Origin of the sequence: uncultured Clostridium sp., from assembly GCF_934754925.1 — a bacterium.
Classification (GTDB): domain Bacteria; phylum Bacillota; class Clostridia; order Clostridiales; family Clostridiaceae; genus Clostridium.
Genome location: NZ_CAKVJA010000002.1, coordinates 146,016 through 169,532, shown reverse-complemented (window position 1 = coordinate 169,532; position 23,517 = coordinate 146,016). Strand labels below are relative to the sequence as shown.

Genomic DNA, 23,517 nt, shown 5'->3' with positions numbered 1-23,517 from the left:
CATAAATTAATGATATACTTACTTTAATTAATACTAAAGAAAGGATGACATTTATGGCAATAGACGGTATCTACTTATATAGTTTAGTGCAAGATTTAAAAAAATCAATATTAAATTCTAAAATTGATAAAATAAATCAACCTGAAAAGGATGAAATAATAATAACCTTAAGAAAAGAACGAAAAAACTTAAAACTTTTAATATCTGCATCACCAAAGTATCCTAGATTTAACTTAACTACAGTTGTTAAATCTAATCCACTTCAAGCACCAATGTTTACTATGGTTCTTAGAAAATATTTAATTGGTGGTAAAATTATAGATATTGTTCAACAGGAGGGTGATAGAATAGTTAAATTCTTAATTGAAGCTTCTGATGAACTAGGTTTCAATAGTATTTATACTTTAATTGTTGAAGTAATGGGAAGACATAGTAATATTACTCTTGTTAGAGAAAGAGATAATAAAATAATGGAATGTATAAAACATATAGCTCCTTCTATGAATAGTTATAGAGTTTTATATCCTGGGATAACTTATAAATATCCTCCTAAATCAACAAAAATTAATCCGTTCTCTTTTAATGATACCACTTTACAGGACTTTGTGGATAAAAATTCAATAATTTTTAACAAAAATTTCTTTGTTTCTTGTTTTACTGGTATAAGTAAACCATTATCTGAGCATTTATTCATTGAATACACTAAGAAATATACAGATTTCTCTGAAAAAAATATTTCTACTTTTATTAATAAATTTTTAGATACTCTTTTAGATAATGAAACATTCAAAATTTATAAAGATACAAATGGGGATTATGTAGACTTTTATGTCACACCACTAGTTCAATTAGAAGAAGAATTTTCTTCTGAAGTATTAGAAAGCATTCATGAGCTAATGGATAAATATTATTTAGAAAAAGATAAACAAGAACGTATTAAGGGCCGTTCTGTAAACCTACAAAAGCTTGTCACAACAAATATAGATAGATGTATAAAAAAAGAAACTAAATTAAATGATCTTCTAAAAAAATGTGAAGACAAAGATGACTTTAAAATCAAGGGTGATTTATTAACATCATATATATATAGTATAAAAAAAGGTGATAAAGATTTCACTACAATTAACTTTTTTAGTGAGAAAGGTGAGGAAATCACAATTCCTTTAGATGAAAATAAAACACCATCTGAAAATGTTCAAAGCTATTACAAAAAATATAACAAACTAAAAAAGTCTGAAGAATCGGCGATAGAACAACTTGAAAAAAATAATGAAGAATTACAATATCTATATTCTGTATTAACTAATATAGAAAATTGTGAAAGTTATACTGAAATTGATGATATAAAAGAAGAATTGATTTCTACTGGATATGTAAGAAAAAGAAAATCTAATGGAAAGAATTCAAAAAAATCTAAAGCTTCTAAGCCATTACATTATATTTCATCAGATGGCATAGATATTTTTGTTGGTAAAAATAATATTCAAAATGATTATCTTTCCTTAAAGTTTGCAAATAAAAACTTTATGTGGCTTCATACAAAAAATATTCCTGGTTCACATGTTATTATTTGTTCAAATGATGTTCCAGATAATACATTAGTAGAAGGTGCCACTTTAGCAGCATATTATAGTAAAGCTAAAGACTCTTCAAAAGTTCCAGTTGATTATACTTTAGTCAAAAATCTAAAAAAGCCAAACGGAGCAAATCCAGGAATGGTTATTTACCATACTAATTATACAATGTATGTAGAACCTTCTGACCTTAAAAATTTAAATATTGAAAAGAAATAGTTTTAAAATAAAGATGGTGAAATTTCTTAAGAATTTCACCATCTTTATTTATATTATATGTGGTTAACAACCATATCTCCATGATTCTTTATTTTTTCATTATCAAAATATTGATAATAATAACATTTTAACTTACCATTATATAATTTTCTGTTTTTAGTAGCTTTTCTTCCAAACGGTGTTTCAAACCCTTCATATGAAGTTAAAATATTGAAGTCCCAAGTATCTAATTTTCTCTTATTCATTCCTAAATACTTGTAAAGTTCTTCAACTTCTTTCTTTTCTCCTAATCTTTCTCCATATGGAGGATTAGTTATAATAAATGCATTTTTCTCACTGCTTGAAAATTGCTTAAAGTCTCTCTTTTGGAATTCAATATATTTAGCAACTCCAGCTTTTTGAGAATTACTTCTTGCAATTTTAAGCATTCTTCCATCTATATCATAACCTATAAGCTTTATATCTTTATTCTTTATTGATCTTTCTGCCCCTTCTTTAACTTGTTCATAAATATCTGAACCTATAGTTGGCCATGTTTCTGATACAAAGTTTCTAAAAAGTCCTGGAGCTATATTTTGCATTATCATAGCAGCTTCTATTAATATAGTTCCTGATCCGCAGAAAGGATCAACTAAAGTATAGTCTTCTTTCCATCTAGAAATTAAAACTAAAGCTGCTGCTAAAGTTTCTTTTAATGGTGCTATTCCAGCCTCTTCTCTATAGCCCCTTTTATGTAACCCTACACCACTAGTATCAATAGATAATGTTACTACATCCTTTAATATTGACACTTCTATTTTATAAACGGGACCATCTTCACTAAAGTGAGTTACTCCATAATCTTCGCTCATACTTGTTACTATTGCTTTTTTAACAATTGATTGACAATCTGGTACACTAAAAAGAGTTGATTTAACAGACTTACCTACCACATGCATAACTCCATCTTGTGGAATAATTTCACTCCATTTAACCTTTTTAGTACCTTGGAAAAGTTCTTCAAAGCTTCTTGCTTCAAACTCTGCCATTTTTATAAATACTCTATCTGCTGTTCTTAAATGTACATTTGCAATGGCAATATCCATTTCATCACCCTCAAAATGTACTTTTCCATTTTCAACTTTTAGATCTTCATATCCTAATGCTTTAAGCTCTTTTGCTGTAATTCCTTCTAATCCAAAAGTAGTTGTTGCTACTAAATTATATTCCATTGTTTATTGTCTCCTTTTATGATTCGTATATCTTAACTGAATCATTTCCGTCTATTTCATTTATTTCTACTGCTACTATTTCTGTCTTTGATGTTGGTATATTTTTACCTACGTAGTCAGCTCTAATTGGTAGTTCCTTATGTCCTCTATCAATAAGAACTGCAAGTTGAATTGATAACGGTCTTCCACTATCTATAATAGCTTCAATGGCTGCTCTAACTGTTCTACAAGTAAATAATACATCATCTACTAATATAACTTTTTTACCTTTTACTTCAACTCCTAAGTCAACAGAATTTAATTTAGGACTTTCCTTAATTTCTGTAATGTCATCTCTATAAAGGCTTATATCAACGTATCCAACCTCAACAGAAACACCTTCTATTTTCTCAATATTTTCAGCTATTCTTTTTGCTAATGGATAACCCCTTCTCTTTATTCCTATTAATACTATATCTTCTACACCTTTATTTTTTTCAATAATTTCATGAGAAATTCTAATTAAACTTCTTCTAATAGCATTATCATCTAATAAGTTAGCTTTTAACTTCATAAATATAACTCCTTACATTTTTCTTAATTTTTCTAGTAATTCTTTAAAGTAATTAGGTAATTCAGATGTAAACTCCATATACTCCTTAGTTCTAGGATGTATAAACCCTAAAGTTTTAGCATGCAGCGCTTGCCCTTCTATATTAAACTTTTGTCTTTTATATCCATACACTAAATCACCAACTAAAGGATGCCCGATAGAAGCCATATGAACTCTAATTTGGTGAGTCCTTCCAGTCTCTAAAGTACATTTAACAAGTGATACACCCTTATTGTACTGTTCTAATACCTCATAATGTGTTACTGCTCTTTTTCCATCAGAATTAATTGCCATTTTTATTCTTTCTTTTTTATCTCTACTAATAGGTTTATCAACAGTACCACTTACTTTGCTAAATTTTCCTTCTACTAATGCATAATATTCTCTCTTGATTGAATGCTCTTTAAATTGTGCTGCTAAATCATTATGTGCTTCATCATTCTTTGCAATTACAAGAATTCCAGAAGTATCTTTATCTATTCTATGTACAATTCCTGGTCTTATAACACCATTAATTCCTGATAAATCACTACAATGATGTAATATACCATTCACTAAAGTTCCAGTATAATTTCCTGGAGCAGGATGAACTACTATACCTTTTTCTTTATTAACAACTAATACATCTTCATCTTCATAAACAATATCTAAATTCATTTCTTCTGCAGAGACATTAAGCTCGATAGGTTCTGGAACTTCAACTTCAATAAAGTCACCCTTTTTAAGTTTATAATTACTCTTAATTACTTTATTATTAGCTTTAACCTTTTTTTCATCTATTAATCCTTGAACAAATGATCTTGATTTTCCTTCTATCATTATTGATAAATATTTATCTATTCTTTGTCCTTCTTCATCGCTATTAATATTAAAATTCAAATTTTCCATATATTTTACTCCATTTATTTATATTCTTTATAAGTTATATTGTAAACTTTCATTTATTTAATCAAAATTTTCTGAAGCTCCAAACTTCAGTTATAATTATAGTTTCTTTTCTATAATCATATATATTCTATAAGTATAAGTTTCTTTTGACATTATAATATATAAATAAATCATTCTCAATAGTAGCATTGATCATAAACTCAAATAAATTAACTAAAGGAGACCAAACTATCGGTCTCCTATATGTATTAGTTATTTGAATAGAATTTTTTTACAGCATCTATATCATCGTTTAGGTCTTCAATCTTAAACTCTTCTTTTTCTCCTGCATTATAAATTTCTGCTTCTTTTTCATGTAATTCATATTGGTCAACTGGTTGTGCCACATTGTAATTTTTCGTTAAATCCTTTTCTAATTCATCAAAAGTCTGAAGCTGAGTATTCATAAAGCCTCTAAACTTAGCTCTAAATTTTATAAACTCTTCCTTCACTCTCTCATATTCATCATTTATAGCTACAACATCACCGTGGGCCTTATCTAATATTCTTTGAGCAGTTTCATTAGCATTACCAATAATTAATTCTGCTTGCTTTTCTGAACTCTCTTTAGCTTGATCAGCAGCATTTTGTGCTAATAATAAGGTGTTTTGTATAGTTGCTTCTAATTTTTCATAATGCTCAAGCTTTTCATTTACTCTACTTAAACTTTCTTTTAATCTACTATTCTCTTTATAAACCTCTTCATAGCTTTCAACTACTTCATCTAGGAATTCATCTACTTCTTCAACAGAATATCCTCTTATTCCTCTTTTAAATTCCTTATTATTTATATCTGTAGGAGTTAATTTCATTCCATCCACCTCTTCTATATAAATTTGTTTATTTTAACTTTATATCTTCCACTTTTTGTATTCCCAACAATTTCCCCTATTATAAATTTTCCTACCCCAGAAATCGTTATTCTTTGGCCATCATTTATTTCTTTACTTTTATCTATAGATTTAGAATAATCTATAAGTACTTTGCCACTATTAATCATATCAACAGCTTTTCCCCTAGATATATTAGCTAATTTAGCAACTATATTATCTAATCTAAGTGAGGGAACTATTATTATTCCTTCTAAAAAATTAATCTTTGGTAAATTATCTTCTAACACTTCTTCTGTTGATACAGGTGCTCTACCTACACTATTTAGTTCATATAAAATATAGTCTGCTACCTCTTCATATATAGGAACTATTGCATAATCATCAATTACTCGTAAATCTCCAAGCTTTTCTCTTTCTATTCCTAAAGCCATAATAGCACCTAAGTAATCCTTATGCGAAAGATTACTAAATTTTGATTTATTAGTAATTTTAATAATTTTATATGGAAAAGGTGTAGAATAAATATTGTTAAATGCCAATATTCTTCTATCGCATTCTTCAAAAGCACCCTTTGCCTCTACTAAAAAATTATTAGCATTAAAATTCTTAATAAAATACATCCAAATATTAGGCTTGCAAAAAAACTTAGTGAATGTTGGTATACCTTTATTATAAGCTAATCTCATACATTGATAAACTTTTATAACATCTTCAGTATCTTCTTTTAAAAAATTTTTTAAAATATCTTCTTTTGATAACATTTTATAATAATATACCACTAATAAGATTTAATACTATGATAGCTAATAGTGGTGCAAAATCTATCATCATATTTCCAAATAATTTTTCTTGTAACATTCTAAATGGTGTTAAAATTGGATTGTTAAAAGATACTAAAATTTTATAAAAACTACTTTCTCTAATATTAGGTACGTAAGAAAGTATAACTTCTGCTAAAATACTTATGTCTAATAAAGTAAATAATAAATATAAAAAACCACTTATGATTCCTATTGGAACCACCTCCTATTTATTCCAGTTAAATAGTGCCTTTGAACTTATCTCACTTCTTAATTCATTACTAACTTCCACATTAGATGGTGAAAGTAAATAAACTCTTTGCTCAACTTCTTGAAGCTGTGCTCCTAACACACAACATGCTCCACTAATAAAGTCTACTAATCTTTGAGCTATTTTTGTTTCCATTGCAGTTGTATTAACTAGAACTATTTTTCTATTTTTTATAGCATCTGCAATTTCTCTTGCTTCATCATATGATCCTGGCTTAACAACCATAATCTTCGCACATGCTGAATTATGAATATTAACTACTTTATTACCTCTTTGTTTTGAAATTATAGGTTCCACTTCTTCAACCTCTTCTTCCTCTTCTTCAACCTCTTCTAAGTCCTCGAAATCTTCATCATCATATTCTCCAAGTCCTATTATTTCTTTAAACTTACCAAACATATTGCTCATTTATTACATCCTCCTATTTTTCCCTTAATCCAAATATACCGGAACCAATTCTAACTAAATTAGCTCCTTCTTGAATTGCAATTTTATAATCATTTGTCATTCCCATAGATAAAATCTCCATAGATATATTTTTAAATTTTCTTTCTTTTAATCTATCAAAGATTTGTTTTGTTTTACTAAAATAATATCTATTTTCTTCTTCATTACCTTTAGGTATTATAACCATAATTCCTTTAGCTTTTACATGCTTACATTTTTCAATAGCAGAAAGCATATCCTCTAATTCTTCTTCATATATTCCACTTTTGCTTTCTTCTCTACCTATATTTATTTGAATAAGTACATTAGCACATAAATTATTCTTACCAAATTCATTCTCTATCTTATCTAGTAATTTTATACTAGATAAAGAATGTATTAAGTATACATTATTCACCAAATACTTAACTTTATTAGTTTGAAGTTTACCTATAAAATGCCACCTTATATCATTTGGCAACATTTCTTTTTTAGAGATTAACTCTTGAACCTTATTCTCTCCAAAGTCTCTTTGTCCAATATTGTATGACTCAATTATCATTTCTACTGGCTTAGTCTTAGATACGGCTACTAAAGTAACATCATTAGGTATATCCTTTAAAATTTCCATTGTTTTTTCTGCAATACTAATATTGATCCCTCCTTTGAAAGAGTTAATTGTCTACATAAGATTATTATTCTTCAAAAGTATAAAATTCCCTTCTAAATCTCTTTTTAATTATAACATTTTTCTAGAAAATTTTTAATACTTTTTTTAATTTAATTATCTGCCCTCTCCATAAATTTTGGTTCTATTGATTTTTTTGCTTCTGGTAATATAATTTCATCGAATTTTTCTATAGTTATATTTAACTTTCTAATTATTAATCTATTTATATGGCTTCCCTCTGTTAATAATGAAGCTTCTAACTGATCTGGATCTCCTATGACATAAAATTTAAATGGACTACCTTCCATTTCATTTCCATTTTCCTCAAATCTTATAAATGCCCAGGCACATACAAGACCTGTAGTATTTAAAATTCTATAACTATTAATAGCTATAGCTTCTGCCCCTGCAGTTTTTAAATCATTAAGAACCATTGCCGCATCTACCGAATGTAAAGTTCTTCTATCAACCTCTAATTGATCATCTTTATTTATATCATATTCACCATCATAAATAGTTAAAATTATACCAGGCCCTCTTATTTCAGTTGTTCCAGAAAGATCTGAATAAGTAGATAATTGACTCTTCATATGCTCAATTACCCTTTCATTATTATCTTCATCATTAATGTCAAGACTTGAAATTTTTTTAGATAATTCATAATTATCATCACTTAATACGGTTATCTCCTCGTATAACTTATTTCTCTCTTCTATAGCCTCTCTGTATTCAACTGAATTTAAATTAAGAAAACCATTATTTTCATTTATCCCTATATTAGTTACAATTAAAAACCCAAGCAATATTGTAGCAATTAAAATAAAAAACTTATTTCTATAGTTTTTCACCTAATCACCTCTTTGCCTATTTTTATATTTTTCTAATAATATTCTTCTAATTGAACCAAAATTATCAAATATTCTTCCACCAAATACAATTACAGCCGCAATATATATAGGAATTCCTAATTTATCACCTAAATAAGCAAGAGCAGCTGCAAGTAATGCATTTCCAAAAAAACCTGATATAAATATATCTGATTTGAAATTTTTATTAAGCGTTGCCCTAAAGGCACCAAATACAGAATCCAAACATGCCAGTATTGCCACAGACATATAAGGAGAAAATTTTTCTGGTATATTTATATCAAATATTAACCCTAAAAGAACTCCTAATAATAAACCGATAAATGCTATCACACTTCTTCCTCCTTTATTGAACTGGCTTTATATATTCATATCTTAATGATTGTGTTGTTTTAACTATTGTTATATCATCCATTTGCTTAACATCGCTGCTATAACTTTTTAAAGCACCATAATCTAATACTCCTGGAAAGTTTACTGCAAGATTTAATTTATTTTTATCTCCTATAGCCTTTATAACAATTTCACTATTAGGGTCTACTCTTCCTGCTGAACCAATAGAAATTGAACTTCCTGCCATTTTTATTCCTGTTTGAGGCGTAATTCTCATATCATTTATTGATATTGCTTCTGCTCCAGCATACCATAAAGAGTTTATTAAATTTATAATTTCTTCTTCACTTACAGTATTTAAAGTTTGAGTACCATTTGTACCAAAAACTGAATTTTTAAGTGATAACGTTATTACAACACCAGGCCCCTTAACATCTAAAAGACCTATTTGCATTCTTGCATTATCAAGTTGCTTTTTTACTTCTCCTTCAATTTCCCCTTCTTTTGCCGCTGCATCTTCAAGTTTTTTCAATTCTTCAGATAATATTTCATTATTTTTTTGAAGGTCTTCTTTTTCTTTTTTTAAGTTTTCTATTTCTGATAATATATCAGTACTATCATAATCTATATCCCCACTATTTGCTACATTTAATTGTTTGAACTGATATGTTAATAAAAACCCTAAAAATGCACATACTAGTGCTACAACTAATTGAGATAATATTTTTTTCATATTTGACCTCCTATTCCATTGGTTCTATATCTACATCCATATCAGATTCCAGGGCATCTTCACTTGTAATATCATCTCCTATTACTTCTTCTATTATGCCTTCTTCTTCATTAGATTCTTCTTTTACTTCTTCAATCTTTACTACAGGAGAACCATTAAAACTAACATTTATATATCCTTTCCCAATATTTACATTATCAGCTAACATAATTCTATAGACATTTTCCATTTTATTATACAAATCACTATCATCGCCAAATAATATTTCTACATTTCCAATATAGCCAATAATATTAACTATATTGCTTATGTCTAAACTTGAAAGATATATAGATTCTCTATTTTTAGAAATAAAGGGATAAAAATTTGATAAAATACTTTTATAAGAGTTAAATTCATCAATTCTATTTTCATCATCTTTTGCACTAAGATCAATTCCTTTAACTTCAACTAAATTTCTTCCCTGGATATTATCTACTTCTTCTAACACTTCTAAATCATTATTGATAATTAATAGTTCAATCCCATTATCAATATAGTATACAGGTGCTTCCTCTGTAATATTAATTTCTAAGGTATTTATACCTTTTCTTTTAATATCAACAGTACTTACATATCTATTTTTTAAAACCTCCTCTTTTATCTGTCTTTGATTCACTGTAAATATATTTAATCCTATTCTATCGCTTACTTCACTTAAAATAACTTCATCTGCAATTGTAACATTTCCCTTTAAAGCAATAGATTTAATATTAAAAATTGGAGCTCTTGTAATAAAAATAAATCCTCCAACAACAATAACAATTGTCATTAATATCATTTTTTTTATTAACTTTTTTCTTTTTTTTGCTTTTATAAATTTTTTTATCTCTTTCATTAGTTACCTTATTCCTTTTTAATTTCTATCTTTTACTATAATTTTACCATAAAACTTGTAATTTTTTATAATTATTTTACATTATTCTTTTTATATTATACACAAAAACTAAGAGCCTCTTATATAAGAAGCTCTTAAAATTTTTAAATTATTTTCTTTTCAACTTGTCTTGATATATTTAATAATATTCCCATAGCCGTTAGATTTATTACAAGTGAGGTTCCACCATAACTAATAAAAGGCATTGGCACTCCTGTAACTGGCATAGATCCAGTAACAACAGCTATATTAATAATAGCTTGAACTGCTATTATAGATGTAATACCCATAGCTAAAAGTTTGCCATAAGTATCCTTAGCATTCATAGCAACTCTAACACCTCTCCATATAAATATTAAAAATAGAGTTATAATAACCAAACATCCAATTAACCCCACTTCTTCTCCTATTATAGAAAAAATAAAGTCATTATGAGGTTCGGGCATATATAAAGTCTTTTGCCTTGATTGACCAAGTCCCAATCCTGTAAGTCCACCGGACCCTAATGCTAAGAAGGATTGTATTAATTGATACCCAGCATCAGCTGCATCCTTCCATGGATCTATAAAGTTTAACATTCTTTCCCTTCTATAGTCAGAACTAAAAATAAAGAATATTGCTAATGTTAGCATAGCAGGCATAATTATTCCAAACAAGTGCTTAATTTTACCTCCTGCTACAAAAAGCATTATAAAAGTAACTATCATAATAATAGAAGCTATACTCATATTATGTTCTGCTAAAATAAGAGCTGCAAAAAAACCTGCCACACACAAATATGGTACTAATCCATGCCAAAAATCTTTAATCTTATCTCCCTTAATATCTATACTAAGTGCTAAAAACATTACAACTGCGTACTTTGTTAATTCTGACGGTTGAAAAGATAATGGACCTAATGAAATCCATCTTTTAGCACCATTAATTGCCGGAAAGAAAAATACAGCAATCAACAGTGGTATTGTTAATAAAAGTAACTTTGGTGTTATCTTCTTCAACTTATGATAATCTACAGACATCATTACAGTCATTGATATTACACCTATTATTGCCCAAATTAGTTGTCTTTTAAAGAAATACATACTATCGTTATTATGAAACATAGCATAAAAAGAACTTGTTGAATATACCATAACAACTCCTATTGATAATAGTATACATAAGGTATAAAATATACCATAATCAATTTGCCCCATTTCTTTTTTTTCTTTGGGCTTATAAAAACTCATAGACATTCCTCCAATTTAATTACTAAATTGCAAAAAACCCTATTATACATAAAATTACTGTTATTATTGAAAATACTGTAACTACTTTCACTTCATTCCATCCGCACTGTTCAAAGTGATGATGAATTGGAGCCATTTTAAATACTCTTTTTCCAGTTAATTTAAAAGAAGTAACTTGTATTATTACTGATAAAGCTTCTAAAACATAAATTCCTCCAACTATTACTATTAATAGAGGATAACCACTTATTATTGCTATTGTAGTAATAGCTCCACCAATGGCTAATGATCCAGTATCTCCCATAAACACTTTTGCAGGATATGCATTAAATTTTAAGAAACCAATTAATCCCGCTATTAACGCTACTGAAAATATAGTTAGTGAGTAATCTTTAATTAAAAATGTTAAGACTCCAAAAAATGTTAAAACTAAGACTGATACTGTTGATGCTAATCCATCTAATCCATCTGTTAAGTTAACAGCATTTGTCATAGCTGCATAAACAAATATAACAAATGGAACATATAACATACCTAAAGGAAGCTTAAAGCTAGTAAATGGTATTACAATATCATGTGGTAAATTAACATAGCTATAATAGCCAAAGGCTCCTGAAATAATTAATAATAGAAGCATTTTTTGCCACGCTGTTAATCCTTCACTTTGCTTTTTTAATATTTTTAAAAGGTCATCTAAAAATCCAATAAATCCAAATGCAATAAGCGAGTATAGCGCTACCATTCCTTTTTCAGTAAAACTATCGCTCATAATAAACATTACTATTGTTGTTGAAAGAATAAACATTACTCCTCCCATTGTAGGCGTACCTGCTTTCTTTAAATGACTCTTAGGACCTTCCTCTCTAATGTTTTGACCAAACTTTAATCTTCTTAAAAGTGGTATTGTAATCGGGCCAAGTATTAAAGCTATAATAACCCCTATTACAAAAGTTAATATTAATATTTTTGTTATCTCTCCTGGTAATATGTTCATAGTACTATCCCCCATCTTTATACTGCTATAATTAGCAGTTCACCTCCTTCGTTGAATTACATCTCTTCTAATTTTTTAACAACATCTTCTAGCTTAACACCTCTAGATGCCTTAATTAATACTACGTCATCTAGCTTTACAATATTTTTCAATTCTTTTATGCATTCCTCTTTAGTGTTATACATGATTATATTATCATTATTAAATCCATCTTTAAAGTTTTTAATGTATCTACCTATAACTATTAAGATATCAACTTTATCTTTTGCATATTCTCCTACTTCAAAGTGAGCTCTTTCTGATTCATCTCCTAACTCATACATATCACCTAAGATTGCAATTCTTCTACAATTTTTATAAGCTGAAAGTACATCTAAAGAAGATCTCATAGAATCAGGACTTGCATTATAGCAATCATTTATTATTGTAAGCCCTTCTTTTTTTATAACTTGTAATCTCATTGAAGTAGCTTCTAAATTTTCAAGTCCTTTAAGCATTTGTTTAAAAGAAACATTTAAACATTTTGCAACTTCAATTGCAAGCATTGTATTTAATACATTATGCTTACCTGCCATTGGTAGATTAAATACAGCTTCCTCACCAAAAGCATGAGCTAAAAACTCTGTTTCCTCTTCTCTTAATATAATATTAGATGCATAAACATCATATTCATGATTATAACCAATTTTTTTAACTTTAAATACATTTGATGAAATATTTTGTAATAGTTTATCTTCAGCATTAATAATTAATGTATTTTCCTTATTAAAGAAAGTGCAAATTTCCATTTTTGCTTTTAAGATATTTTCTTGTGTCTTTAAGTTTTCTATATGTGATAATCCAATATTAGTTATAACAGCTATATTAGGTCTAGCAACACTTGCAAGTAATTCTATCTCTCCTAGAGAACTCATTCCCATTTCTAGTACAGCTACATCAAATTCTGAAGTTAGCTCTAATATCATAAGTGGTAGTCCTATGTCATTATTGAAATTTCCTTTTGTTTTAAACACTTTATACTTGTCACTTAGAAGAGCTGCTATTAAATCCTTAGTTGATGTTTTCCCTGTTGAACCAGTAACTCCAACAACCTTAAGACCTAATTTTTCTCTATAAAATTTAGCTAAATTTAATAATGCTTCTCTTGTATCTCTTACTTTTATTACAGTCCCTTTATTTTCAACTTCCTTTAAGTTAAACTTAACTTCATCTATTATTACAATAGACGCTCCCTGTTCTAAAGCCTTTACTGCAAAATCATTTCCATTGAAATTAGATCCTTTAATTGCTAAAAAGACATTATTTTTTTCTATTTTTCTTGTATCTATACACAACTTATTAAAATTAATCTCTTCTTTTTTTACAATAACTTCTCCGTCTATCGCATTTAGCATTTCTTTAAAAGTCATTTCCATAATAATCACTCTACCTTCATCTTTCAAATATTATTTTCTATTTGCTAAATATGCTTCTTTTAATTATAGACACTCTCATATCTTCTCATACACAAAGAAAATATTTTATCTATACATAAATTTAGCATGTGAATCTACCACATGCTAAAAAAATAAAAACTTTAATCTCCATACTCAGCACTTAATGTTAACTTTACAGTAGTACCTTCTGAAATTAGTTCCCCACTAGGAATATTTTGATTTATTACTACTCCATCTCCTTGAAGTATATATTTTATTCCTAAACTATCTAAAAGCTCTATAGCTGATTCTTTTGAGTAACCTCTTACATCTGGCATAGCAACATCTTTATTATAAGTTGCATTTTCATCTGTGTAAAGATTTATTGTAGAACCTTCCTTTATAGTATATCCTGGATAAGGTTGCATATTTGTTATTGTTTCTCCATCACCTTCTACAGTACACTCTAAATTATATTCTTTTAGTAACTTTTTGGCTTCTGAAATTGATAATCCTCTTAATTCTGGAATAACTATATCCTTTGATATCAAATTTTCATCTTTTGAAAAATCACTATCTAAATAATTAAATATATCTTCTAATAATACTTTGCCCAAAGGAGCTGTTACTACACCAGCATAGTATGCACCATTACTTGGTTCATCTATACTTAAAAATACAGTTATTTGAGGATTTTCCACTGTTGCAAATCCTGCCATAGATGATATATACTTTCCTGATTCATAAGAACCTGTTAAAGGATTAACTTTTTGAGCAGTACCTGTTTTTGCTCCAATATGATATCCTTCTATATAAACCTTATTAGATCCACCTTGATTTACCGTTCTTTCAAGATAATCTCTTAAAGTAGCAGCTGTCTCTTCTGAAATTACATTTTCTGTAGTCTTTGGTTCAAAAACTTCATCAACCACTGTATTTCCAGTACTATCTACATGACTAATATATTTCATAACATGAGGTTGTATTAATGTTCCACCATTAACTATTGCATTATATGCTGTCATATATTGAACAGCATTAACTGTATTTGTTTGACCAAATGATATTGTTGCAAGATCCGCATCGTTCATATTCTCTGCTGATTTTATTATTCCTCTTGCTTCCCCTGGTAAATCTACTCCTGAAACTTGTCCGAATCCAAACTTTTTAATATATTCAACAAGCTTTTCTGCCCCAATTTTTTCTCCCAGCTTCATAAAACCAACGTTACATGAATTTTGAAGAATCTCTGGCAATATTTGAGTTCCATGTCCTGATCTTTTCCAGCAGTGGATAGTATGCGGACCTACTTGTAAACTACCTCCACACTCAAATGTATCAGATTCCGAAACTAACCCTTCTTCTATAGCTGTTGACATAGTAATTACCTTAAATATTGATCCTGGTTCAAAAGTATCATTGACTAAACTATTTCTCCACATCTTTTGAAGTTTTTCAGCATCAGTTTCACCTATAAAGTCTTCATATCCTTCAAATGGATTATTAGGATCAAAATCTGGTTTATTAACCATAGCTAATATTTCTCCATTTTGTGGATTCATTATAAGTATAGAAACTCTTTTTGCTTTATTCTCAACAAGCCCCTTTTCAGCTACTTTTTGCGCTATAGCTTGTAAGTTTTTATCTATAGTTAATGTTACATCCTTACCGTCAATAGGTGCAGTAAAGTTTGATATTGTGTAATCTAATGATTCACTATTTCTATCTAATTCAGTAACTCTTATTCCTGGAACCCCGGAAAGATACTCATTATATTGAAGTTCTACACCTGTTAATCCTTGTCCATCACTATTTGTACTTCCTAATACATGTGATAAGAATTGTCCTTCAGGGTAATATCTTTGGGTATCTGGTGATACTATAACCCCTTGAATATTTAACTCATTAACTTTATCAGCTACATCCTTATCTATTCTTCTTACTAAAGTAGCTGAACCTGCATCACTACCATTAGCAAGCTTGGTTTCAAGTTTGTCTTTAACCGTACTAGTATCCATATCTACTGCTTCTGCAATTAAAGGTGCAATATCATCAGTATTCTTTTCATTTTTCTTTAGATATTGTCTAATAGAATTTAAATCAAAATCCACTCTATAAACATTAGCTGACACAGCTAATTCATTTCCATTCCTATCTAAAATTCTCCCTCTTCTTGCATCTATTCTAACTTCACTTGTCCATTGTTCTTCAGCTCTACTAGAATAATCATCTCTTTTAACAAGCATAATATAAGATAACCTAATAATTAGTAAGACAAACACAGCAGTAATAAACCATAGAGCCAATACCATCCTTTTACGCATGACTGCCCTATCTTTAAACCCTTTCTTATTCATACTAAATTCCTCCAAAGGAACACTTAATTAATGAATAATTAGAGCTTAAAATACTACTACTGAGATATATCTTGCCTATAAATTTCTACAAATTATCCATTAATTAAATGCTGCTATAATTTTTTGTAGTAACCCACTCTTCTTGCTTTCCTCATTTTTTAAATGTGAAAAGTATTCTTTTGACATATCAATACTTATAGTACTTTGAGAACTTGGATAAACCATTCCTAATTCATTTTCTGCTGTGCTTTTTATTTTATCGAATGATGCAAACTTTAGCATCTCTACATTAATTGCTGCATTTACATCCTCTTCTTCTCTCATATTTCCTTCTAAAATTAATAATTGTTTTTGAAGATCATGTATCTTTCCATCTAAATATAAAGTTGTGACACCTAATGTAAACATAACTGTAGCAATTGTTAGACCACTAACTAAAATATTTTTTCTCTTTTGATAAGCTTGTCGTTGTTTTTCTTTTCTGTGTATATCTCTTTTTTTATCTTGTTCCTTAACTTTTCTCTCTGGTGCTAAAGCTGTATTTCCTCTTATATAATCATATTCCCTAACTCCCATTTTATTCACATCCCTGTCAATTTTCATAATATTTATATCTTATATCTTTTCTACTACTCTTAATTTTGCACTTCTACTTCTTGGATTTGCTTCAACTTCTTCTTTTGAAGGATCTATTGCTTTCCTTGTTATAACTTTTACTTTTGCTTTTTCTCCACATACGCAAATTGGAAATTCTTTTGGACATCTACACGATACGGCTAAATCTCTAAATTTATTTTTCACTATTCTATCCTCTAAGGAATGGAAAGTAATTATAGCCATTCTTCCACCTTTATTTAGTTTATTAACACCATCTTCTATTGCTTTATTTAGGATTGATAATTCACTATTCACTTCAATTCTAATAGCTTGAAAAGTTCTTTTTGCTGGGTGAGGTCCTTCTCTTCTTGCCTTTGCCGGAATTGCATCTTTTATTATGTCAACTAACTCTAGTGTAGTTTCTATATTTTTTTCACTTCTTCTAGTTACAATAAAATTAGCGATTCTCTTAGCAAATTTTTCTTCACCATAATCTCTTATGATTCTATATAGCTCTTCTTCACTATAGTTATTAACTACTTCATAGGCAGAAAAACTATTTTCTCTATTCATTCTCATATCCAAAGGGGCATCTTTCATATAACTAAAGCCTCTTTCACCCTCATCTAATTGATAAGAAGAAACTCCTAAATCCATTAGAATACCATCTACTTTTTCAATTCCAAGCTCATCTAAGATTGCTCCTATATTATGAAAATTGTTATGTACAAAAGTAACATTTGAATAATTCTCTAACCTTTTACCTGCTGCTTTTAATGCATCTTTATCTTGGTCTATACCTATAAGTCTTCCTTCAGTTGATAATCTTTTTAAAATCTCAGAAGAATGACCTGCTCCTCCTAATGTACCGTCAACATAAATTCCATTTTCTTTAATATTAAGTGCTTCTAAACATTCATTCAGTAAAACTGATACGTGATTAAATTCCATTTTTCTAACTCCTTATATTCCTAAATCGCCTGTTTTTTAGCAATTGAATTAAAAGTTAATATTTAATTCATTATACTCTTGCTATTTTTCATTACTCCATATCTCTACTCTAGTTAAGGCTTCTATACTTACTATATCCTTTTCTATCCCTGCATATTCTTTTAGGTTTAATGGAATTAATCCTCTTCTTTGTCTATCGGTTTCCACTTTACATGCAACTGAAAAGATAAATCTTACAGACACTTATTCATCTTTATAGTAAGTGGTAACTTTTTAAGTTTCTCTTAAAGCATTTTCCATTTGTTTCCAGATAAGTGTAAAGGTATCTGTCAAGTTCGTTAGTAATTACGAACCTTTCTACTAGTTCATTTCTTAATTTTACATTGGCATAATCATTCTATTGTTGCATCCAAACTATGTGAGCATTAATTCCTAAGCATCTTGCTCATCTATTAAGTAATGTTAAATACTCTAACCACTTTACACCACTATATATATATTCTATAAAATTATTCTATTTCCTTCAAGATATATTTACTTAAAATAGTATTTTTTTCTTATGTAAAACATAAAAAATCAATACTTTTTCTTACATTTAAAATATAAGTAATAGTATTTTTATCTTTATTACATTTTATAGTAAAAACTTAGCGATATTAGTATTTTCCTTTTTATTCTTTATATATTTTTTCATAAAAATAGGAACTGTCAAAACAGTTCCTATTCTATAAATATTTATTATACATTAAATCTGAAGTTTACTACATCTCCATCTTTCATTACGTATTCTTTACCTTCAAGTCTGTATAATCCCTTTTCTTTAGCTGCTGCTTCTGAACCACATTCAACTAAATCATCATAAGCTACAACTTCCGCTCTTATAAATCCTCTTTCTATGTCAGAGTGAATTTTGCCTGCTGCTGCTGGAGCCTTAGTTCCTTGTTTTATAGTCCAAGCTCTAACCTCTTGAACACCAGCTGTTAAATAACTTATTAATCCTAATAACTTATAAGATTCTCTTATTAACTTATCTAACCCTGATTCTTCTATTCCATACTCTTCTAGCATTTCAGCTTTTTCTTCTTCATCTAACCCTGATAACTCTTCTTCAAGTTTAGCACATACAACAACTACTCCTGAATTCTCATTTGCTGCATATTCTTTAACCATCTTAACATATTTATTTTCAAGATTTCCACTCATCATATCATCTTCTGATATATTACAAGAATATAATACTGGCTTAGAAGTAATCATAAATAAAGACTTAACAAAAGCTTCTTCATCTTCATTTAATTCTAATGTTCTAATTGGCTTATTAGCTTCTAAATGAGCTTTAACCTTTTCCATTATTTCATATTCAGCTTTAGCCTTTTTATCACCAGATCTAGCAAGTTTCACTCCTTTTTCCATTCTTCTTTCTAAAACTTCTAAATCTGCAAATATAAGTTCTAAGTTTATAGTTTCTATATCTCTAATTGGATCTACTGAACCTTCAACGTGAACTACATTTTCATCTTCAAAACATCTAACTGCATGTACTATGGCTTCAACTTCTCTGATATGTGATAAGAACTTATTTCCTAATCCTTCACCTTTTGAAGCTCCTTTAACTAATCCAGCTATATCATAGAATTCTACAGCAGTATAAACTTTTCTCTTTGTACCATACATTTTTTCTAATACGTCTAATCTCTTATCTGGTACACTAACAACACCTACGTTTGGTTCTATTGTACAGAATGGGTAGTTTGCTGATTCTGCTCCTGCCTTTGTTATAGCATTAAACAATGTACTTTTCCCTACGTTTGGTAGTCCTACAATCCCTAATCTCATCTATATAACATCCTTTCGACCTTACTAATACTTCTAAGATTATACTCTAGAACTAATTTAATTTCAACGATAAAATATTCTTTTATTCTCCACACTTTTCAAATTCACTTGGAAATATTTAAACACAATTCTTTTAATCTCTATATATTTTTTCATTTTTCTTAAACTTTGCATTCCAATTGACAATCAAAAGGTTCTCTATCTATGTGCTTTTGGCTATATTCCTCAGCTTCAACACATCCCATTGCTTTATAAAAGGCTTGAGTCTCTACTGATGAATGTGCTGATATATATAATTTCTTTGCACCATGTTCTTTTGCCCATTTTTTTGATAATCTAAAAAGTTCTTTTCCAATTCCATTTCCTCGCATATCTAAGGAAACATGTATACTAGACAAATCTAAGTACTCTTTATTCTCTCCAAACAACCCGGCTTCAACAGATACAAATCCCTTTAAAATTCCATCTGAAAAAGCTCCCATTACCATTCCACCTGTTTCCACTGTATTTTTCAAGCATGATGATAATATCTTATACTCCTCAATTCCCCACTCTTCTGTAAAAGCAATATCTTTTATAACCCATTGTCCTTCAATTTTTCTCCAGCATTTTGTTACCTTTTGATATCTTTTAAAGTTTGAAAACAATTCTACCTTTATATTATCAGCCTCAATATTTATAAACTCCATATCAATCTCCTTAATTTATAACTTTTTAAATTTATTCTATTAATTCCACTGCCCCGGAAATCTTAATTTACTCATAAGAGGAAATTTCTTATTATACTCTTCTACCTCTTCTTGTGGTAAATTTTCAAAGACCTTTGATTCATAAAACTTTCCTTTTATATCTCTCATACTATCTTTATCTAGTTCATAGCACATAAACGCATCAAAGTTTTTACCATCTGCAGTTGTAATATTAAAATTGTCACAAGTTTTAAATCCTATCCTAGGGTAATAATCTGGCTCACCAAATATTACAATTCCTTTATATCCTTCATTTTTAGCAATTTCTATAGTTTCAGTTAAAAGAATTTCACCAACTCCACATCTTTGCCATTCCGGCTTAACACAAAGTGGTCCAAAAGTAATAATCTCATGTATATTTTCTCCATCTTTTATCTGAGATTTTGAATACATTATACTTCCTATTATTTCTCCATCTTTTACTGCTATTCTACTTAACTCTGGAAGGTAATCTTTATCTTCACGTAGCTTATGAACAAGATAATGCTCACAACATCCTACACCATGTCTATTCCAAAAAGCCCTTTGAGTTATTAATTCAACATCATAATAATCTTCTGCTTTTTCTTTTCTTATAACTAAATCTTCTCTTTTTAACTTTTTATGTTTCTTTGGAAACCAACCGAACTCAAGTCTAACTTCTTTTCTTTCTAGATCATTATTTTTATAACAACATGAATCAAATCCTATTAAAGTAAAACCTTCGTGCTGATAAAAGTCTATTGCGTTAACATTAGAAGATTGTGTTTCCAATATAATAGCACGACGACCTTCTAATAATGCTTGTTCCTTTGCTACTTCTATTAATGCATGACCTATACCTTTTTTCTGATAATCTTTAGCTACCCAAAGTTCAGTAATTCTTAACCGATTAGACCATACTTCCACATTAGTTTCAATAGCCGCAACTAGATTGTCATTATCTAAAATACCCCAAGCATAAGCATTTTCCCAATACTCTTCATATAATTTATCTTGAAAATTACATTCTTCTGGCGTATGAGTTACAGCTTCTACAAAATCTTTCTTTTCTATATTAACACTAAACCCATTTTCTTTTTTATCCACAACAACATCATAGTATTGTTTTGTTGTATATTTTATTGGAATAATATGTCCCTTCCATTTTTCTTTAGCTAAATGTACTATTTCATATTCCATAATTAATTTTCTCCTCTTCTATTAATTACATTATCTTATCAACTTTAAATCCCATACCCTCATATACATGTAAGAATAATTATTAACTCTTAACTTGCCTAAGCTCCTTCACTTAAGAAGTTATATTGTGCCATATAAAGCTCATAATAACTTCCTTTTTTCTTTAGAAGTTCTTCATGATTTCCAACCTCTTCAATTTCACCATCATTTATAACCATAATCTTATCACAATCCCTAATAGTAGAAAGTCTATGGGCTACTACAAATGAAGTTCTTCCATGGAGAATCTTTTCTATTCCTTCCTGAACTAGCTTTTCTGTTTGAGTATCAATATTAGAAGTTGCTTCATCTAAAATTAATATTCTTGGATTTGCAAGAAGTGCCCTTGCAAAAGATATCAGTTGCCTTTGTCCTAAAGAAAGCCTTGAACCTCTTTCATTAACTTCAGTATCGTACCCCTTTTCTAATTCCATGATAAATTTATGAGCATTTACAGCTTTAGCTGCATTAATAACCTCTTCATCAGTGGCATCAAGTCTTCCATACCTGATATTTTCCATAATTGATTCTGAAAATAAAAATGTATCCTGAAGCATAATTCCCATTTGACTCCTCAAACTTTCTAAGTCCACATTTTTAATATCTTTTCCATCCACCAAAATTTTCCCCTTAGTTGGATCATAAAATCTACTTAATAATGAAACTATTGTGCTTTTACCAGCACCTGTCGCTCCTACTAAAGCAATCTTTTCCCCCTTTGAAACTTTAAAGCTTACATTTTTCAATACTTCAGTTTCATCATCATAAGAAAAAGTAACATTTTTAAATTCTACATTTCCTTTAATTATTCCAATTGGTTTTGCATTTAAAGAATTTTTTATAACAGGCTCTATATCTAAAATATCGAAAATCCTATCTGCTGCTGAAAAGTTTGTAATTAGAGTATTATAAAAACTTGAAAGATTCATAATAGGTCTCCAAAACATACCAACATACATTGAAAATGCTATTAAAGTACCTATTTCTATCTCATCATTTTTTATTAAAAAATATCCTACAGCAAAAACTACAAGAGTTCCTACACCCCAAGATAATTCTACTAATGGCCAAAAGCAATCATTTAGTTTTACAGCGTTTATAAAAGAATCACTTAATTCTCCCACCATATTTTTAAAGTTATTTTCTGTTCCTTTTTCTTTAGCAAACCCTTGTACAACTTTTATTCCTGAAAAATCTTCGTGGGTAAATCCATTTAAATTTGAACGCTTATTTCTATAAGTTTCCCATCTTCTTCTTGAATAAATCTCTATCCAAAACATTGCAAATCCTAACAAAGGAAGCAATGCTATTGATGCTAAAGCTAATTTAATATTAAGCATAAACATTATTATCGCAACACAAAACAAATTAATTATTTGTGGAATAAAAGACTGTATTGCTTGAGAAAATAAATTTTTCAAAGCATTAACATCTCCAACAACTCTTGCAAGTATTTTACCTACTGGTCTACTATCAAAAAAGTCAAAGGATAAATATTGAATATGACTATATAACTCATGTCTTATATTAACTAAAATACTATTAGTTATACTAGTTATCATATTCCATCTTATTTTTGACAATCCCCAAGCTAATAAATTTAATGATAATAACGAAACTCCTATTACTATTAAACCATTAACATTTTTACTACCTACATAGTCATCTATAGCAATCTTTAATAATAATGGATTTACTATTTCGCATACCATTACAAATATCATCAATAATACAACAAAAAAAGATTTTAATTTATACGGCTTAAGATACGTTAATAACTTCATAGTTATTTCGCTTTTGCTACGTGTCATAATTTCT

23 protein-coding genes and 1 pseudogene are annotated in these 23,517 nt (G+C 28.7%); 1 reads left to right on the top strand and 23 read right to left on the bottom strand.

Annotation, left to right across the window (positions count from 1 at the left end):
* Positions 1 to 53: 53 nt before the first annotated feature.
* Positions 54 to 1,793, top strand: a complete 1,740-nt coding sequence (locus Q0G30_RS02250) for an NFACT RNA binding domain-containing protein (protein WP_294385932.1) — start codon at positions 54 to 56, stop codon at positions 1,791 to 1,793.
* A gap of 53 nt (positions 1,794 to 1,846) precedes the next feature.
* Here Q0G30_RS02250 and Q0G30_RS02245 read toward each other — a convergent pair whose 3' ends face one another.
* The 23 genes and pseudogenes from Q0G30_RS02245 to Q0G30_RS02135 all read right to left on the bottom strand — a co-directional run bounded on the left by Q0G30_RS02245 (position 1,847) and on the right by Q0G30_RS02135 (position 23,510).
* Positions 1,847 to 3,004, bottom strand: coding sequence for a class I SAM-dependent RNA methyltransferase (locus Q0G30_RS02245; RefSeq protein ID WP_195468045.1), 1,158 nt, complete (start codon positions 3,002 to 3,004; stop codon positions 1,847 to 1,849).
* A gap of 16 nt (positions 3,005 to 3,020) precedes the next feature.
* Positions 3,021 to 3,557 (bottom strand): bifunctional pyr operon transcriptional regulator/uracil phosphoribosyltransferase PyrR, encoded by a 537-nt coding sequence (gene pyrR, locus Q0G30_RS02240; protein ID WP_294385929.1) that lies wholly within the window; start codon positions 3,555 to 3,557, stop codon positions 3,021 to 3,023.
* A gap of 12 nt (positions 3,558 to 3,569) precedes the next feature.
* Positions 3,570 to 4,484: an RluA family pseudouridine synthase gene (locus tag Q0G30_RS02235; protein WP_294385928.1), complete on the bottom strand. Its 915-nt coding sequence runs from the start codon at positions 4,482 to 4,484 to the stop codon at positions 3,570 to 3,572.
* 248 nt (positions 4,485 to 4,732) lie between these two features.
* Positions 4,733 to 5,335 carry a DivIVA domain-containing protein gene (locus Q0G30_RS02230; RefSeq protein WP_294385927.1) on the bottom strand — a complete coding sequence of 201 codons (603 nt, stop codon included), beginning with the start codon at positions 5,333 to 5,335 and terminating at the stop codon, positions 4,733 to 4,735.
* A 14-nt stretch (positions 5,336 to 5,349) separates the two neighbouring features.
* Positions 5,350 to 6,117, bottom strand: coding sequence for a YlmH/Sll1252 family protein (locus Q0G30_RS02225; RefSeq protein WP_294385924.1), 768 nt, complete (start codon positions 6,115 to 6,117; stop codon positions 5,350 to 5,352).
* 1 nt (position 6,118) lies between these two features.
* Entirely contained in the window at positions 6,119 to 6,379 is a 261-nt protein-coding gene (locus tag Q0G30_RS02220; RefSeq protein ID WP_294385922.1) for a YggT family protein, read from the bottom strand.
* Positions 6,380 to 6,382: 3 nt separating this feature from the next.
* Entirely contained in the window at positions 6,383 to 6,835 is a 453-nt protein-coding gene (gene sepF / locus Q0G30_RS02215; protein WP_294385920.1) for a cell division protein SepF, read from the bottom strand.
* A 13-nt stretch (positions 6,836 to 6,848) separates the two neighbouring features.
* Positions 6,849 to 7,484 carry a YggS family pyridoxal phosphate-dependent enzyme gene (locus Q0G30_RS02210; protein ID WP_294385917.1) on the bottom strand — a complete coding sequence of 212 codons (636 nt, stop codon included), beginning with the start codon at positions 7,482 to 7,484 and terminating at the stop codon, positions 6,849 to 6,851.
* Positions 7,485 to 7,633: 149 nt separating this feature from the next.
* The gene (locus Q0G30_RS02205) at positions 7,634 to 8,371 is read right to left on the bottom strand and encodes a DUF881 domain-containing protein (RefSeq protein WP_294385914.1); all 738 of its coding nucleotides are present in this window, start codon (positions 8,369 to 8,371) and stop codon (positions 7,634 to 7,636) included.
* Positions 8,372 to 8,722 (bottom strand): small basic family protein, encoded by a 351-nt coding sequence (locus tag Q0G30_RS02200; protein WP_294385911.1) that lies wholly within the window; start codon positions 8,720 to 8,722, stop codon positions 8,372 to 8,374. It lies immediately after the preceding gene.
* A 13-nt stretch (positions 8,723 to 8,735) separates the two neighbouring features.
* Positions 8,736 to 9,455, bottom strand: a complete 720-nt coding sequence (locus Q0G30_RS02195; RefSeq protein ID WP_294385910.1) for a DUF881 domain-containing protein — start codon at positions 9,453 to 9,455, stop codon at positions 8,736 to 8,738.
* Between the two features lie 10 nt (positions 9,456 to 9,465).
* The gene (locus Q0G30_RS02190) at positions 9,466 to 10,332 is read right to left on the bottom strand and encodes an FtsQ-type POTRA domain-containing protein (protein ID WP_294385907.1); all 867 of its coding nucleotides are present in this window, start codon (positions 10,330 to 10,332) and stop codon (positions 9,466 to 9,468) included.
* Between the two features lie 143 nt (positions 10,333 to 10,475).
* A complete protein-coding gene (gene spoVE, locus Q0G30_RS02185; protein WP_294385904.1) occupies positions 10,476 to 11,600 on the bottom strand; it encodes a stage V sporulation protein E in 1,125 nt (374 codons plus the stop codon).
* Positions 11,601 to 11,622: 22 nt separating this feature from the next.
* Positions 11,623 to 12,609: a phospho-N-acetylmuramoyl-pentapeptide-transferase gene (mraY, locus tag Q0G30_RS02180; RefSeq protein WP_294385901.1), complete on the bottom strand. Its 987-nt coding sequence runs from the start codon at positions 12,607 to 12,609 to the stop codon at positions 11,623 to 11,625.
* Between the two features lie 41 nt (positions 12,610 to 12,650).
* Positions 12,651 to 14,009, bottom strand: coding sequence for a UDP-N-acetylmuramoyl-tripeptide--D-alanyl-D-alanine ligase (gene murF / locus Q0G30_RS02175; RefSeq protein ID WP_294385897.1), 1,359 nt, complete (start codon positions 14,007 to 14,009; stop codon positions 12,651 to 12,653).
* Between the two features lie 161 nt (positions 14,010 to 14,170).
* Positions 14,171 to 16,366, bottom strand: a complete 2,196-nt coding sequence (locus Q0G30_RS02170) for a stage V sporulation protein D (protein ID WP_294385893.1) — start codon at positions 16,364 to 16,366, stop codon at positions 14,171 to 14,173.
* A gap of 99 nt (positions 16,367 to 16,465) precedes the next feature.
* Positions 16,466 to 16,942: a hypothetical protein gene (locus tag Q0G30_RS02165; protein ID WP_294385890.1), complete on the bottom strand. Its 477-nt coding sequence runs from the start codon at positions 16,940 to 16,942 to the stop codon at positions 16,466 to 16,468.
* A 39-nt stretch (positions 16,943 to 16,981) separates the two neighbouring features.
* Complete coding sequence (gene rsmH / locus Q0G30_RS02160) at positions 16,982 to 17,914, bottom strand: 16S rRNA (cytosine(1402)-N(4))-methyltransferase RsmH (RefSeq protein ID WP_294385889.1); 933 nt, start codon at positions 17,912 to 17,914, stop codon at positions 16,982 to 16,984.
* Between the two features lie 84 nt (positions 17,915 to 17,998).
* Positions 17,999 to 18,310 (bottom strand): annotated as a pseudogene (locus Q0G30_RS02155) (cell division/cell wall cluster transcriptional repressor MraZ); the annotation flags it as partial.
* 342 nt (positions 18,311 to 18,652) lie between these two features.
* Positions 18,653 to 19,750, bottom strand: coding sequence for a redox-regulated ATPase YchF (ychF, locus tag Q0G30_RS02150; protein ID WP_294385887.1), 1,098 nt, complete (start codon positions 19,748 to 19,750; stop codon positions 18,653 to 18,655).
* A 161-nt stretch (positions 19,751 to 19,911) separates the two neighbouring features.
* A complete protein-coding gene (locus tag Q0G30_RS02145; RefSeq protein WP_294385884.1) occupies positions 19,912 to 20,439 on the bottom strand; it encodes a GNAT family N-acetyltransferase in 528 nt (175 codons plus the stop codon).
* Positions 20,440 to 20,478: 39 nt separating this feature from the next.
* Positions 20,479 to 21,660 carry a GNAT family N-acetyltransferase gene (locus Q0G30_RS02140; protein WP_294385882.1) on the bottom strand — a complete coding sequence of 394 codons (1,182 nt, stop codon included), beginning with the start codon at positions 21,658 to 21,660 and terminating at the stop codon, positions 20,479 to 20,481.
* A 98-nt stretch (positions 21,661 to 21,758) separates the two neighbouring features.
* Positions 21,759 to 23,510: an ABC transporter ATP-binding protein gene (locus Q0G30_RS02135; protein ID WP_366013353.1), complete on the bottom strand. Its 1,752-nt coding sequence runs from the start codon at positions 23,508 to 23,510 to the stop codon at positions 21,759 to 21,761.
* Positions 23,511 to 23,517: the final 7 nt, after the last annotated feature.

Excerpts from the sequence above, each read along its gene's own strand:
- Q0G30_RS02250 (WP_294385932.1), top strand. The coding sequence starts at position 54 with ATGGCAATAGACGGTATCTACTTATATAGTTTAGTGCAAGATTTAAAA.
- Q0G30_RS02245 (WP_195468045.1), bottom strand. The coding sequence starts at position 3,004 with ATGGAATATAATTTAGTAGCAACAACTACTTTTGGATTAGAAGGAATT.
- pyrR (WP_294385929.1), bottom strand. The coding sequence starts at position 3,557 with ATGAAGTTAAAAGCTAACTTATTAGATGATAATGCTATTAGAAGAAGT.
- Q0G30_RS02235 (WP_294385928.1), bottom strand. The coding sequence starts at position 4,484 with ATGGAAAATTTGAATTTTAATATTAATAGCGATGAAGAAGGACAAAGA.
- Q0G30_RS02230 (WP_294385927.1), bottom strand. The coding sequence starts at position 5,335 with ATGAAATTAACTCCTACAGATATAAATAATAAGGAATTTAAAAGAGGA.
- Q0G30_RS02225 (WP_294385924.1), bottom strand. The coding sequence starts at position 6,117 with ATGTTATCAAAAGAAGATATTTTAAAAAATTTTTTAAAAGAAGATACT.
- sepF (WP_294385920.1), bottom strand. The coding sequence starts at position 6,835 with ATGAGCAATATGTTTGGTAAGTTTAAAGAAATAATAGGACTTGGAGAA.
- Q0G30_RS02210 (WP_294385917.1), bottom strand. The coding sequence starts at position 7,484 with ATGGAAATTTTAAAGGATATACCTAATGATGTTACTTTAGTAGCCGTA.
- Q0G30_RS02195 (WP_294385910.1), bottom strand. The coding sequence starts at position 9,455 with ATGAAAAAAATATTATCTCAATTAGTTGTAGCACTAGTATGTGCATTT.
- Q0G30_RS02190 (WP_294385907.1), bottom strand. The coding sequence starts at position 10,332 with ATGAAAGAGATAAAAAAATTTATAAAAGCAAAAAAAAGAAAAAAGTTA.
- spoVE (WP_294385904.1), bottom strand. The coding sequence starts at position 11,600 with ATGAGTTTTTATAAGCCCAAAGAAAAAAAAGAAATGGGGCAAATTGAT.
- mraY (WP_294385901.1), bottom strand. The coding sequence starts at position 12,609 with ATGGGGGATAGTACTATGAACATATTACCAGGAGAGATAACAAAAATA.
- murF (WP_294385897.1), bottom strand. The coding sequence starts at position 14,009 with ATGGAAATGACTTTTAAAGAAATGCTAAATGCGATAGACGGAGAAGTT.
- Q0G30_RS02170 (WP_294385893.1), bottom strand. The coding sequence starts at position 16,366 with ATGAATAAGAAAGGGTTTAAAGATAGGGCAGTCATGCGTAAAAGGATG.
- Q0G30_RS02165 (WP_294385890.1), bottom strand. The coding sequence starts at position 16,942 with ATGGGAGTTAGGGAATATGATTATATAAGAGGAAATACAGCTTTAGCA.
- rsmH (WP_294385889.1), bottom strand. The coding sequence starts at position 17,914 with ATGGAATTTAATCACGTATCAGTTTTACTGAATGAATGTTTAGAAGCA.
- ychF (WP_294385887.1), bottom strand. The coding sequence starts at position 19,750 with ATGAGATTAGGGATTGTAGGACTACCAAACGTAGGGAAAAGTACATTG.
- Q0G30_RS02145 (WP_294385884.1), bottom strand. The coding sequence starts at position 20,439 with ATGGAGTTTATAAATATTGAGGCTGATAATATAAAGGTAGAATTGTTT.
- Q0G30_RS02140 (WP_294385882.1), bottom strand. The coding sequence starts at position 21,660 with ATGGAATATGAAATAGTACATTTAGCTAAAGAAAAATGGAAGGGACAT.
- Q0G30_RS02135 (WP_366013353.1), bottom strand. The coding sequence starts at position 23,510 with ATGACACGTAGCAAAAGCGAAATAACTATGAAGTTATTAACGTATCTT.